The following is a 13155-nucleotide window of genomic DNA, read 5'->3' on the forward strand; positions in this document are numbered from 1 at the left end:
CACAGAATGATGTCACGCTGAAAATGCCGGCCTTTGAATGGGTTCATGTGCAGCTCCATCAGCAAAAGGGGATGATAAGTTTATCACCACCGACTATTTGCAACAGTGCCGATAGTTTGGCTGTGAGCAATTATGTGCTTAGTGCATCTAACGCATAGTTGAGCGGCGGGCGCAGCCCGTCCGCTTGAACGCCGAGTTAGGCATCAGATGCCCTCGGCGCGGGTCGATGCACTTTTCGCACATGCCGCTCAACGCAAGATTCTCTCAATCGTTGCTTTGGCATATCGAACGAACGCGGCCGTCTCTTCGACGCGCATTGCTAGGTCGTCGTCCTCGCTACCCAGGTACGCCGCGCGTGCCTTGCAGATGAGGGGCCGATGCTCGGCAGGCAAACGCTCCGATACCCATGCGGCAGCAACGTCCTTAGGAGCAATGAGACCAGTTGAAGCGCTGTACCAAATGCGAGCAAGAGCAAGAACGACGTTCCGCTCGTCACCCTTCCAATCCGACTCTGCATTCCACTGGGCAATAGTGTCGAAAAGCGCCTTGGAGAAATGCTCCTTCGGCACCGGCTCGAAAAACGTGGCTGCGGATGGGCCTAGAAGCGCAAGGCTGTGTTGCCTCGCCTTGGTCAGCAAAATCGCAAGATCGTGATCCAGAACGGCAGGCTCGAACGTTCCGGAAAGGATGTCGTGGCGGAGCCACTCACCGAACTGAAGCTCACGCCGCGCCGGATAGCGCCAAGGCACTACTTCGCTTCGAGCGACAACAGTTAGCTCCAGCGGTCGCCATGTTCCGCCATCGCCTGGCGGTGATGAGACTTTCAGCAAATCGAGCATTAGCGCCTGCCGGAGCGAATCGTTAGGTGCGGCGCTGACGGTCACGAGCAAGTCTATGTCGCTGTCCGGCTTCAGCCCTCCATCGATCGCAGATCCGAACAGGTGGATTGTGTCCAGTGTCGCAGCCAGATGGCGCTCGATCACCGCGCGAGCGTGGGACAGCTGCTTGAAAACTTGTGCAGGGAAAAATTCACCCATGATGCCTAACGTTAAGTTCAGCGGCAGCTTTTAAGTTGCGGCTTTGTGGAATACTTTTGCGCAGCAAAACCACAAAGACGCGACTTAAAAGCTGTCCAAGGAGCGAAGCGACTGGTGCTGCAACGCATTGTTAGCCTTTTTTCCAAATCTGGTATGTATAATTTATATTAGACATAAAAAACTGTTCAAAAACCAAATTGAAATTCTCAGGCATTATAGGGAATTTGATATCACCTTCGACTTCAACGTGAACAGTAGACAAATGAATTATATCTGCTTTTTCAATAAGGCTATTATAGATTTGACCCCCGCCAGAGACATATACATGATCTGTAACTTTTGATAGCTCTTTCAAAGCATTTTCTATTGAAGGAAAAACTAGGACGTTTTCATTTGAGCTTGAAATTCCGTTCTTTGACACTACTGCATATTTGCGATTTGGAAGAACACCCATAGAGTCAAATGTTTTTCTTCCGACAAGGAGCCATTGATTATATGTGAGCGCTTTAAAGAGTAGTTGCTCACCTTTTACTGACCACGGGATATCAGGACCACTACCGATTACGCCATTTTCTGACACTGCAGAAATCAATGATATTTTCAATTTAACTCCCTTAATGGCTAACTTTGTTTTAGGGCGACTGCCCTGCTGCGTAACATCGTTGCTGCTCCATAACATCAAACATCGACCCACGGCGTAACGCGCTTGCTGCTTGGATGCCCGAGGCATAGACTGTACAAAAAAACAGTCATAACAAGCCATGAAAACCGCCACTGCGCCGTTACCACCGCTGCGTTCGGTCAAGGTTCTGGACCAGTTGCGTGAGCGCATACGCTACTTGCATTACAGTTTACGAACCGAACAGGCTTATGTCCACTGGGTTCGTGCCTTCATCCGTTTCCACGGTGTGCGTCACCCGGCAACCTTGGGCAGCAGCGAAGTCGAGGCATTTCTGTCCTGGCTGGCGAACGAGCGCAAGGTTTCGGTCTCCACGCATCGTCAGGCATTGGCGGCCTTGCTGTTCTTCTACGGCAAGGTGCTGTGCACGGATCTGCCCTGGCTTCAGGAGATCGGAAGACCTCGGCCGTCGCGGCGCTTGCCGGTGGTGCTGACCCCGGATGAAGTGGTTCGCATCCTCGGTTTTCTGGAAGGCGAGCATCGTTTGTTCGCCCAGCTTCTGTATGGAACGGGCATGCGGATCAGTGAGGGTTTGCAACTGCGGGTCAAGGATCTGGATTTCGATCACGGCACGATCATCGTGCGGGAGGGCAAGGGCTCCAAGGATCGGGCCTTGATGTTACCCGAGAGCTTGGCACCCAGCCTGCGCGAGCAGCTGTCGCGTGCACGGGCATGGTGGCTGAAGGACCAGGCCGAGGGCCGCAGCGGCGTTGCGCTTCCCGACGCCCTTGAGCGGAAGTATCCGCGCGCCGGGCATTCCTGGCCGTGGTTCTGGGTTTTTGCGCAGCACACGCATTCGACCGATCCACGGAGCGGTGTCGTGCGTCGCCATCACATGTATGACCAGACCTTTCAGCGCGCCTTCAAACGTGCCGTAGAACAAGCAGGCATCACGAAGCCCGCCACACCGCACACCCTCCGCCACTCGTTCGCGACGGCCTTGCTCCGCAGCGGTTACGACATTCGAACCGTGCAGGATCTGCTCGGCCATTCCGACGTCTCTACGACGATGATTTACACGCATGTGCTGAAAGTTGGCGGTGCCGGAGTGCGCTCACCGCTTGATGCGCTGCCGCCCCTCACTAGTGAGAGGTAGGGCAGCGCAAGTCAATCCTGGCGGATTCACTACCCCTGCGCGAAGGCCATCGGTGCCGCATCGAACGGCCGGTTGCGGAAAGTCCTCCCTGCGTCCGCTGATGGCCGGCAGCAGCCCGTCGTTGCCTGATGGATCCAACCCCTCCGCTGCTATAGTGCAGTCGGCTTCTGACGTTCAGTGCAGCCGTCTTCTGAAAACGACAATGGAGGTGGTAGCCGAGGGTGTGGAAACACCCGACTGCCTTGCGTGGTTGCGGCAGGCGGGTTGCGACACGGTGCAGGGTTTCCTGTTCGCCAGGCCGATGCCGGCGGCGGCCTTCGTCGGCTTCGTCAACCAATGGAGGAACACCACCATGAACGCCAATGAACCGAGCACCAGTTGCTGCGTGTGCTGCAAGGAAATCCCGCTCGATGCCGCCTTCACGCCGGAAGGGGCCGAGTACGTGGAGCATTTCTGCGGGCTGGAGTGCTATCAGCGCTTCCAGGCGCGGGCCAGCACTGCGACCGAAACCAGCGTCAAACCGGACGCTTGTGATTCGCCGCCGTCAGGTTGAGGCATACCCTAACTTGATGTCAGGCAGGGCCGCGCCGCTTCGTCAGAATAGAGTCTGCTTTCCCATTTTTTGACACATGCCCGCGAAGGTTATAGATTTCAGCCTGACAGAAATGGGCTTTGAGGCACAACGGAACAGAAAGTGCACTTAAGCCGCCTTCAACCAAGGAGACATCGTGCAGGGGCACCGCATCGGCTACGTCCGGGTCAGCAGCTTTGACCAGAACCCGGAACGCCAGCTGGAACAAACCCAGGTGAGCAAGGTGTTCACCGACAAGGCATCGGGCAAGGACACCCAGCGCCCCCAGCTCGAAGCGCTGCTGAGCTTCGTCCGCGAAGGCGATACAGTGGTGGTGCACAGCATGGATCGGCTGGCCCGCAACCTCGATGACCTGCGTCGCTTGGTACAGAAGCTGACTCAGCGCGGCGTGCGCATCGAGTTCCTGAAGGAGGGCCTGGTGTTCACTGGCGAGGACTCGCCGATGGCCAACCTGATGCTGTCGGTGATGGGGGCCTTCGCTGAGTTCGAGCGCGCCCTGATCCGCGAGCGGCAGCGTGAGGGCATCGCCTTGGCCAAGCAGCGTGGCGCGTACCGGGGCCGCAAGAAAGCCCTGTCCGATGAGCAGGCTGCTACCCTGCGGCAGCGAGCGACGGCCGGCGAGCCCAAGGCGCAGCTTGCCCGCGAGTTCAACATCAGCCGGGAAACCCTCTACCAGTACCTCCGCACGGACGACTGACACATGCCGCGTCGCTTGATCCTCTCGGCCACGGAGCGGGACACCCTGCTTGCGCTGCCGGAAAGCCAGGATGACCTGATCCGCTACTACACCTTCAACGACTCCGACCTGTCGCTGATCCGCCAGCGACGCGGCGACGCCAACCGCCTCGGCTTCGCCGTGCAGCTCTGCCTGCTGCGCTACCCCGGTTACGCGCTGGGAACCGACAGCGAGCTGCCCGAGCCGGTCATCCTGTGGGTGGCGAAGCAAGTCCAGGCCGAGCCGGCGAGCTGGGCAAAGTACGGCGAGCGCGACGTGACCCGTCGCGAGCATGCCCAGGAACTGCGCACCTACCTGCAACTGGCCCCGTTCGGCCTGTCCGACTTCCGCGCCCTGGTGCGCGAGCTAACCGAGCTGGCCCAGCAGACCGACAAAGGCTTGCTGCTGGCCGGTCAGGCCCTGGAGAGCCTACGGCAGAAACGACGCATCCTGCCGGCGCTGAGCGTGATTGACCGGGCCTGCTCGGAAGCCATTGCGCGAGCCAATCGGCGGGTCTACCGCGCCCTGGTCGAACCACTCACGGACTCGCATCGGGCCAAGCTGGACGAGCTGTTGAAGCTCAAGGCCGGCAGCAGCATCACCTGGTTGACCTGGCTGCGCCAGGCACCGCTGAAACCCAACTCTCGGCACATGCTGGAACACATCGAGCGGCTGAAGACATTTCAGTTGGTGGACTTGCCCGAAGGCCTGGGCCGGCACATCCACCAGAACCGCCTGCTCAAGCTGGCCCGCGAGGGTGGGCAGATGACGCCCAAAGACCTCGGTAAGTTCGAGCCGCAGCGCCGCTACGCGACCCTGGCCGCCGTGGTGCTGGAGAGCACCGCGACCGTGATCGATGAGCTGGTCGATCTGCATGACCGCATCCTGGTCAAGCTGTTCAGCGGCGCGAAGCACAAGCATCAGCAGCAGTTCCAGAAGCAGGGCAAGGCGATCAACGACAAGGTGCGCCTGTACTCCAGGATCGGCCAGGCGCTGCTGGAAGCGAAGGAAAGCGGCAGCGACCCCTATGCCGCCATCGAGGCGGTGATTCCCTGGGACGAGTTCACCGAGAGCGTCAGCGAGGCCGAGCTGCTGGCCCGGCCGGAAGGCTTCGACCACCTGCACCTGGTCGGCGAGAACTTCGCCACCCTGCGCCGTTACACGCCGGCCTTGCTGGAGGTGCTGGAACTGCGCGCCGCGCCGGCCGCGCAAGGCGTGCTGGCAGCCGTGCAGACCCTGCGTGAGATGAACGCCGACAACCTGCGCAAGGTGCCGGCCGATGCACCCACGGCCTTCATCAAGCCGCGCTGGAAGCCGCTGGTGATCACCCCGGAAGGCCTCGACCGGAAATTCTACGAAATCTGCGCCCTGTCCGAGCTGAAGAACGCCCTGCGCTCCGGCGACATCTGGGTCAAGGGCTCGCGGCAGTTCCGCGACTTCGACGACTACCTGCTGCCGGCCGAGAAGTTCGCCGCACTCAAGCGCGAGCAGGCCCTGCCCCTGGCGATCAACCCGAACAGCGACCAGTACCTGGAAGAGCGTTTGCAGCTGCTGGACGAGCAGTTGGCCACCGTCACCCGCCTGGCCAAGGACAACGAGCTGCCCGATGCCATCCTCACCGAGTCAGGGCTGAAAATCACCCCGCTGGATGCGGCGGTGCCGGATCGGGCGCAGGCGCTGATCGACCAAACCAGCCAGTTACTGCCGCGCATCAAGATCACCGAACTGCTGATGGACGTGGACGACTGGACGGGCTTCAGCCGCCACTTCACCCACTTGAAGGACGGGGCCGAGGCCAAAGACAGGACGTTGCTGCTGTCCGCAATCCTCGGTGATGCGATCAACCTCGGGCTGACCAAGATGGCCGAGTCGAGCCCCGGCCTGACCTACGCCAAGCTGTCCTGGCTGCAAGCCTGGCACATCCGCGACGAAACCTATTCGGCGGCCTTGGCCGAGCTGGTCAACCACCAGTATCGCCACGCCTTTGCCGCCCACTGGGGCGACGGCACGACCTCATCCTCCGATGGCCAGCGCTTCCGCGCGGGTGGCCGGGGCGAGAGCACCGGGCACGTCAACCCGAAGTACGGTAGCGAGCCGGGACGGCTGTTCTATACCCATATCTCCGACCAGTACGCGCCGTTCAGCACCCGCGTGGTGAATGTCGGCGTCCGCGATTCCACCTATGTGCTCGACGGCCTGCTGTACCACGAGTCCGACCTGCGGATCGAGGAGCACTACACCGACACGGCCGGCTTCACCGATCACGTCTTTGCCCTGATGCACCTGCTAGGCTTCCGCTTCGCGCCGCGCATCCGCGACCTCGGCGAAACCAAGCTGTACGTGCCGCAGGGCGTGCAAGCCTACCCGACGTTGCGCCCGCTGATCGGCGGCACCCTGAACATCAAGCACGTGCGTGCCCACTGGGACGACATCCTGCGCCTGGCCAGCTCGATCAAGCAGGGCACCGTCACCGCCTCGCTGATGCTGCGCAAGCTCGGCAGCTACCCGCGCCAGAACGGACTGGCCGTGGCCCTGCGCGAGCTGGGCCGGATCGAGCGCACGCTGTTCATCCTGGACTGGCTGCAAAGTGTTGAACTGCGCCGCCGCGTGCATGCCGGCCTGAACAAAGGTGAGGCGCGCAACTCGCTGGCCAGGGCGGTGTTCTTCAACCGCCTTGGGGAAATCAGGGATCGGAGCTTCGAGCAGCAGCGCTACCGGGCCAGCGGCCTCAACCTGGTGACGGCGGCTATCGTGCTGTGGAACACGGTGTACCTGGAACGCGCCACCCAGGGGTTGGTCGAGGCCGGCAAGCCGGTGGACGGCGAGCTGCTGCAATTCCTGTCGCCGCTGGGCTGGGAGCACATCAACCTAACCGGCGATTACGTCTGGCGGCAGAGCCGCAGACTGGAAGACGGGAAGTTTCGGCCCTTACGGATGCCCGGAAAACCTTAGCGTACGATTTTTTCCGAATTCTGCGGGCTCCCCTATCTCATCTGCGCAAGGCAGAACGTGAAGACGGCCGCCCTGGACCTCGCCCGCGAGCGCCAGGCGCACGAGGCCGGCGCGCGGACCCGCGCCACGGCCCACGAGCGGACGCCGCAGCAGGAGCGCCAGAAGGCCGCCAGAGAGGCCGAGCGCGGCCGTGAGGCTTGGACGCTAGGGCAGGGCATGAAAAAGCCCGTAGCGGGCTGCTACGGGCGTCTGACGCGGTGGAAAGGGGGAGGGGATGTTGTCTACATGGCTCTGCTGTAGTGAGTGGGTTGCGCTCCGGCAGCGGTCCTGATCAATCGTCACCCTTTCTCGGTCCTTCAACGTTCCTGACAACGAGCCTCCTTTTCGCCAATCCATCGACAATCACCGCGAGTCCCTGCTCGAACGCTGCGTCCGGACCGGCTTCGTCGAAGGCGTCTATCGCGGCCCGCAACAGCGGCGAGAGCGGAGCCTGTTCAACGGTGCCGCCGCGCTCGCCGGCATCGCTGTCGCCGGCCTGCTCCTCAAGCACGGCCCCAACAGTGAAGTAGCTGATTGTCATCAGCGCATTGACGGCGTCCCCGGCCGAAAAACCCGCCTCGCAGAGGAAGCGAAGCTGCGCGTCGGCCGTTTCCATCTGCGGTGCGCCCGGTCGCGTGCCGGCATGGATGCGCGCGCCATCGCGGTAGGCGAGCAGCGCCTGCCTGAAGCTGCGGGCATTCCCGATCAGAAATGAGCGCCAGTCGTCGTCGGCTCTCGGCACCGAATGCGTATGATTCTCCGCCAGCATGGCTTCGGCCAGTGCGTCGAGCAGCGCCCGCTTGTTCCTGAAGTGCCAGTAAAGCGCCGGCTGCTGAACCCCCAACCGTTCCGCCAGTTTGCGTGTCGTCAGACCGTCTACGCCGACCTCGTTCAACAGGTCCAGGGCGGCACGGATCACTGTATTCGGCTGCAACTTTGTCATGCTTGACACTTTATCACTGATAAACATAATATGTCCACCAACTTATCAGTGATAAAGAATCCGCGCGTTCAATCGGACCAGCGGAGGCTGGTCCGGAGGCCAGACGTGAAACCCAACAGACCCCTGATCGTAATTCTGAGCACTGTCGCGCTCGACGCTGTCGGCATCGGCCTGATTATGCCGGTGCTGCCGGGCCTCCTGCGCGATCTGGTTCACTCGAACGACGTCACCGCCCACTATGGCATTCTGCTGGCGCTGTATGCGTTGATGCAATTTGCCTGCGCACCTGTGCTGGGCGCGCTGTCGGATCGTTTCGGGCGGCGGCCGGTCTTGCTCGTCTCGCTGGCCGGCGCTGCTGTCGACTACGCCATCATGGCGACGGCGCCTTTCCTTTGGGTTCTCTATATCGGGCGGATCGTGGCCGGCATCACCGGGGCGACTGGGGCGGTAGCCGGCGCTTATATTGCCGATATCACTGATGGCGATGAGCGCGCGCGGCACTTCGGCTTCATGAGCGCCTGTTTCGGGTTCGGGATGGTCGCGGGACCTGTGCTCGGTGGGCTGATGGGCGGTTTCTCCCCCCACGCTCCGTTCTTCGCCGCGGCAGCCTTGAACGGCCTCAATTTCCTGACGGGCTGTTTCCTTTTGCCGGAGTCGCACAAAGGCGAACGCCGGCCGTTACGCCGGGAGGCTCTCAACCCGCTCGCTTCGTTCCGGTGGGCCCGGGGCATGACCGTCGTCGCCGCCCTGATGGCGGTCTTCTTCATCATGCAACTTGTCGGACAGGTGCCGGCCGCGCTTTGGGTCATTTTCGGCGAGGATCGCTTTCACTGGGACGCGACCACGATCGGCATTTCGCTTGCCGCATTTGGCATTCTGCATTCACTCGCCCAGGCAATGATCACCGGCCCTGTAGCCGCCCGGCTCGGCGAAAGGCGGGCACTCATGCTCGGAATGATTGCCGACGGCACAGGCTACATCCTGCTTGCCTTCGCGACACGGGGATGGATGGCGTTCCCGATCATGGTCCTGCTTGCTTCGGGTGGCATCGGAATGCCGGCGCTGCAAGCAATGTTGTCCAGGCAGGTGGATGAGGAACGTCAGGGGCAGCTGCAAGGCTCACTGGCGGCGCTCACCAGCCTGACCTCGATCGTCGGACCCCTCCTCTTCACGGCGATCTATGCGGCTTCTATAACAACGTGGAACGGGTGGGCATGGATTGCAGGCGCTGCCCTCTACTTGCTCTGCCTGCCGGCGCTGCGTCGCGGGCTTTGGAGCGGCGCAGGGCAACGAGCCGATCGCTGATCGTGGAAACGATAGGCCTATGCCATGCGGGTCAAGGCGACTTCCGGCAAGCTATACGCGCCCTAGGAGTGCGGTTGGAACGTTGGCCCAGCCAGATACTCCCGATCACGAGCAGGACGCCGATGATTTGAAGCGCACTCAGCGTCTGATCCAAGAACAACCATCCTAGCAACACGGCGGTCCCCGGGCTGAGAAAGCCCAGTAAGGAAACAACTGTAGGTTCGAGTCGCGAGATCCCCCGGAACCAAAGGAAGTAGGTTAAACCCGCTCCGATCAGGCCGAGCCACGCCAGGCCGAGAACATTGGTTCCTGTAGGCATCGGGATTGGCGGATCAAACACTAAAGCTACTGGAACGAGCAGAAGTCCTCCGGCCGCCAGTTGCCAGGCGGTAAAGGTGAGCAGAGGCACGGGAGGTTGCCACTTGCGGGTCAGCACGGTTCCGAACGCCATGGAAACCGCCCCCGCCAGGCCCGCTGCGACGCCGACAGGATCTAGCGCTGCGTTTGGTGTCAACACCAACAGCGCCACGCCCGCAGTTCCGCAAATAGCCCCCAGGACCGCCATCAATCGTATCGGGCTACCTAGCAGAGCGGCAGAGATGAACACGACCATCAGCGGCTGCACAGCGCCTACCGTCGCCGCGACCCCGCCCGGCAGGCGGTAGACCGAAATAAACAACAAGCTCCAGAATAGCGAAATATTAAGTGCGCCGAGGATGAAGATGCGCATCCACCAGATTCCCGTTGGAATCTGTCGGACGATCATCACGAGCAATAAACCCGCCGGCAACGCCCGCAGCATCGCGACCGTCATCGGTGAGAAGTTCGGCAGGTATTGGGTGGTGACAATGTAGGTGCTGCCCCAAATGGCAGGTGCTATCGCTGTGAACAATAAATCGGGCGTGCGTAATGACATGCGATTACAAGACCTCCGCTACGGCGATGGGTTTTTGAGAGTTGCAGGCGCCGCGATGACCGCACCCTGACTTGGACTGGCCCTGCCTCGCACCAATCCACCTGCGGCTATGGCCGCGATCATGCGAGGCCCGAAAATTACACGACCTGTACACGTCCGCCGAACCCGGAACGCAACAGAGCTTCGTGGGCATCCCGATCCGGGTCGTAGCAGCAGTCCTGGACCAAACGCACGTCGTAGTCCGCATCACTAGCCCAGGCGACGCTTGAAAGAACAACGCCGGTGGTGCTTATCCCGGCCATGACAAGCGTGCTTACGCCGCGCGTCCGAAGGTCGGCGTCGAGCGCCGTGCCATAAAAGACGCTGGCTCGCGGACATGCATAGAAAAGGTCGCCCCGTTCGATCGCAAGCCCTTCGACGGGCAGACCGGTGCGAAATCGTCCGCTCGGGAGATACGGTGAGATTTGGCGATTCGTCGCCGGCGGCGCATGTTCATACTCTTCGCCGAGCGAAAAGTTGGGGAACAGCACGGGCCGGCCGCGCAAGGCGTGCTGGCAGCCGTGCAGACCCTGCGTGAGATGAACGCCGACAACCTGCGCAAGGTGCCGGCCGATGCACCCACGGCCTTCATCAAGCCGCGCTGGAAGCCGCTGGTGATCACCCCGGAAGGCCTCGACCGGAAATTCTACGAAATCTGCGCCCTGTCCGAGCTGAAGAACGCCCTGCGCTCCGGCGACATCTGGGTCAAGGGCTCGCGGCAGTTCCGCGACTTCGACGACTACCTGCTGCCGGCCGAGAAGTTCGCCGCACTCAAGCGCGAGCAGGCCCTGCCCCTGGCGATCAACCCGAACAGCGACCAGTACCTGGAAGAGCGTTTGCAGCTGCTGGACGAGCAGTTGGCCACCGTCACCCGCCTGGCCAAGGACAACGAGCTGCCCGATGCCATCCTCACCGAGTCAGGGCTGAAAATCACCCCGCTGGATGCGGCGGTGCCGGATCGGGCGCAGGCGCTGATCGACCAAACCAGCCAGTTACTGCCGCGCATCAAGATCACCGAACTGCTGATGGACGTGGACGACTGGACGGGCTTCAGCCGCCACTTCACCCACTTGAAGGACGGGGCCGAGGCCAAAGACAGGACGTTGCTGCTGTCCGCAATCCTCGGTGATGCGATCAACCTCGGGCTGACCAAGATGGCCGAGTCGAGCCCCGGCCTGACCTACGCCAAGCTGTCCTGGCTGCAAGCCTGGCACATCCGCGACGAAACCTATTCGGCGGCCTTGGCCGAGCTGGTCAACCACCAGTATCGCCACGCCTTTGCCGCCCACTGGGGCGACGGCACGACCTCATCCTCCGATGGCCAGCGCTTCCGCGCGGGTGGCCGGGGCGAGAGCACCGGGCACGTCAACCCGAAGTACGGTAGCGAGCCGGGACGGCTGTTCTATACCCATATCTCCGACCAGTACGCGCCGTTCAGCACCCGCGTGGTGAATGTCGGCGTCCGCGATTCCACCTATGTGCTCGACGGCCTGCTGTACCACGAGTCCGACCTGCGGATCGAGGAGCACTACACCGACACGGCCGGCTTCACCGATCACGTCTTTGCCCTGATGCACCTGCTAGGCTTCCGCTTCGCGCCGCGCATCCGCGACCTCGGCGAAACCAAGCTGTACGTGCCGCAGGGCGTGCAAGCCTACCCGACGTTGCGCCCGCTGATCGGCGGCACCCTGAACATCAAGCACGTGCGTGCCCACTGGGACGACATCCTGCGCCTGGCCAGCTCGATCAAGCAGGGCACCGTCACCGCCTCGCTGATGCTGCGCAAGCTCGGCAGCTACCCGCGCCAGAACGGACTGGCCGTGGCCCTGCGCGAGCTGGGCCGGATCGAGCGCACGCTGTTCATCCTGGACTGGCTGCAAAGTGTTGAACTGCGCCGCCGCGTGCATGCCGGCCTGAACAAAGGTGAGGCGCGCAACTCGCTGGCCAGGGCGGTGTTCTTCAACCGCCTTGGGGAAATCAGGGATCGGAGCTTCGAGCAGCAGCGCTACCGGGCCAGCGGCCTCAACCTGGTGACGGCGGCTATCGTGCTGTGGAACACGGTGTACCTGGAACGCGCCACCCAGGGGTTGGTCGAGGCCGGCAAGCCGGTGGACGGCGAGCTGCTGCAATTCCTGTCGCCGCTGGGCTGGGAGCACATCAACCTAACCGGCGATTACGTCTGGCGGCAGAGCCGCAGACTGGAAGACGGGAAGTTTCGGCCCTTACGGATGCCCGGAAAACCTTAGCGTACGATTTTTTCCGAATTCTGCGGGCTCCCCAATTACAAAGTAGGTGCTGTCCTCAGAAACATCATCTACTTAAAGATTTTGCCTTCTACTATTGAGCGAAGTCGAAAGCGTCTGGCACTAACGAAAAGTGCAAGTAGCGGTGCGTTTCCTGGCAGAAACTAAACCGTCGCGATTGGCACTGTTGAGTAATAAATACTGGCAGTGCTGAATTGATGGTGTAGCTCAGCGGTAGAGCAGTTGGCTGTTAACCAACTGGTCGGTGGTTCGAATCCACCCACCATCGCCAATTTAGGGGAGTTAGTCCGTAGAGGTAGCGGTGTAGACTGTAAATCTACTGTCATGGCGACTCGGGTGGTTCGACTCCATCACTCCCCACCAAATTGCCGGTTTAGCTCAGTTGGTAGAGCAGTCGCTTTGTAAGCGAATGGCCAGCGGTTCAAGTCCGTTAACCGGCACCAACACAACAGGTAAGAGCATTGGGCGAATCGGCGATACTGACCCACAAGGCCGTAAATCGATAGAGTCAGACCAGTGCTCTTACCGTTGTGAGGAAGTGCAGCTCTTTGAAGCAACCAGAAGATAAGCATCTGGCT

General features: G+C 61.2%; 10 protein-coding genes, 3 tRNA genes and 2 pseudogenes. 10 read left to right on the top strand and 5 right to left on the bottom strand.

Annotation, left to right across the window (positions count from 1 at the left end; genetic code table 11):
- Nucleotides 1-248: 248 nt before the first annotated feature.
- Together ACJHYD_RS18075 and dfrA17 are read right to left on the bottom strand one after the other, a co-directional pair.
- On the bottom strand, nt 249-1037 hold the full coding sequence (locus ACJHYD_RS18075; protein ID WP_000503573.1) for an ANT(3'')-Ia family aminoglycoside nucleotidyltransferase AadA5: 789 nt from the start codon (nt 1035-1037) through the stop codon (nt 249-251).
- A gap of 130 nt (nt 1038-1167) precedes the next feature.
- Nucleotides 1168-1641, bottom strand: coding sequence for a trimethoprim-resistant dihydrofolate reductase DfrA17 (dfrA17, locus tag ACJHYD_RS18080; protein ID WP_001389366.1), 474 nt, complete (start codon nt 1639-1641; stop codon nt 1168-1170).
- Between the two features lie 157 nt (nt 1642-1798).
- On the opposite strand from dfrA17, the gene intI1 reads away from it, so the two are divergent.
- From intI1 to ACJHYD_RS18105, 5 genes and pseudogenes are all read left to right on the top strand, one after another.
- Nucleotides 1799-2812 (top strand): class 1 integron integrase IntI1, encoded by a 1014-nt coding sequence (gene intI1, locus ACJHYD_RS18085; protein WP_000845048.1) that lies wholly within the window; start codon nt 1799-1801, stop codon nt 2810-2812.
- A 202-nt stretch (nt 2813-3014) separates the two neighbouring features.
- Nucleotides 3015-3365 (top strand): annotated as a pseudogene (locus tag ACJHYD_RS18090) (DUF3330 domain-containing protein); the annotation flags it as partial.
- A gap of 175 nt (nt 3366-3540) precedes the next feature.
- Entirely contained in the window at nt 3541-4101 is a 561-nt protein-coding gene (locus tag ACJHYD_RS18095) for a recombinase family protein (protein ID WP_001161490.1), read from the top strand.
- Between the two features lie 3 nt (nt 4102-4104).
- On the top strand, nt 4105-7071 hold the full coding sequence (locus tag ACJHYD_RS18100; RefSeq protein ID WP_001138014.1) for a Tn3-like element TnAs1 family transposase: 2967 nt from the start codon (nt 4105-4107) through the stop codon (nt 7069-7071).
- A 57-nt stretch (nt 7072-7128) separates the two neighbouring features.
- Complete coding sequence (locus ACJHYD_RS18105) at nt 7129-7371, top strand: transposase (RefSeq protein ID WP_000844627.1); 243 nt, start codon at nt 7129-7131, stop codon at nt 7369-7371.
- Between the two features lie 31 nt (nt 7372-7402).
- Here ACJHYD_RS18105 and tetR(A) read toward each other — a convergent pair whose 3' ends face one another.
- A complete protein-coding gene (gene tetR(A), locus ACJHYD_RS18110; RefSeq protein WP_000164043.1) occupies nt 7403-8053 on the bottom strand; it encodes a tetracycline resistance transcriptional repressor TetR(A) in 651 nt (216 codons plus the stop codon).
- Between the two features lie 105 nt (nt 8054-8158).
- Here tetR(A) and tet(A) point away from each other — a divergent pair, with 105 nt between their 5' ends.
- Complete coding sequence (tet(A), locus tag ACJHYD_RS18115; RefSeq protein WP_000804064.1) at nt 8159-9358, top strand: tetracycline efflux MFS transporter Tet(A); 1200 nt, start codon at nt 8159-8161, stop codon at nt 9356-9358.
- A gap of 31 nt (nt 9359-9389) precedes the next feature.
- Here tet(A) and ACJHYD_RS18120 read toward each other — a convergent pair whose 3' ends face one another.
- Entirely contained in the window at nt 9390-10274 is an 885-nt protein-coding gene (locus ACJHYD_RS18120; protein ID WP_000058717.1) for a DMT family transporter, read from the bottom strand.
- A gap of 137 nt (nt 10275-10411) precedes the next feature.
- The gene (locus tag ACJHYD_RS18125; protein WP_001351729.1) at nt 10412-10804 is read right to left on the bottom strand and encodes a cysteine hydrolase family protein; all 393 of its coding nucleotides are present in this window, start codon (nt 10802-10804) and stop codon (nt 10412-10414) included.
- A 3-nt stretch (nt 10805-10807) separates the two neighbouring features.
- Between ACJHYD_RS18125 and ACJHYD_RS18130 the strand changes: the two are divergent.
- The 4 genes and pseudogenes from ACJHYD_RS18130 to ACJHYD_RS18145 all read left to right on the top strand — a co-directional run.
- Nucleotides 10808-12559 (top strand): annotated as a pseudogene (locus ACJHYD_RS18130) (Tn3-like element TnAs1 family transposase); the annotation flags it as partial.
- 214 nt (nt 12560-12773) lie between these two features.
- Nucleotides 12774-12848: transfer RNA gene (locus tag ACJHYD_RS18135), tRNA-Asn, on the top strand.
- 5 nt (nt 12849-12853) lie between these two features.
- A tRNA-Tyr gene (locus ACJHYD_RS18140) sits at nt 12854-12940 on the top strand.
- A gap of 4 nt (nt 12941-12944) precedes the next feature.
- Nucleotides 12945-13020: transfer RNA gene (locus ACJHYD_RS18145), tRNA-Thr, on the top strand.
- The last annotated feature ends 135 nt before the right edge of the window (nt 13021-13155 follow it).

Source organism: Escherichia sp. WS1368 (assembly GCF_046487485.1).
Lineage (GTDB): Bacteria > Pseudomonadota > Gammaproteobacteria > Enterobacterales > Enterobacteriaceae > Escherichia > Escherichia coli.

Excerpts from the sequence above, each read along its gene's own strand:
- ACJHYD_RS18075 (WP_000503573.1), bottom strand. The coding sequence starts at position 1,037 with ATGGGTGAATTTTTCCCTGCACAAGTTTTCAAGCAGCTGTCCCACGCT.
- intI1 (WP_000845048.1), top strand. The coding sequence starts at position 1,799 with ATGAAAACCGCCACTGCGCCGTTACCACCGCTGCGTTCGGTCAAGGTT.
- ACJHYD_RS18100 (WP_001138014.1), top strand. The coding sequence starts at position 4,105 with ATGCCGCGTCGCTTGATCCTCTCGGCCACGGAGCGGGACACCCTGCTT.
- ACJHYD_RS18120 (WP_000058717.1), bottom strand. The coding sequence starts at position 10,274 with ATGTCATTACGCACGCCCGATTTATTGTTCACAGCGATAGCACCTGCC.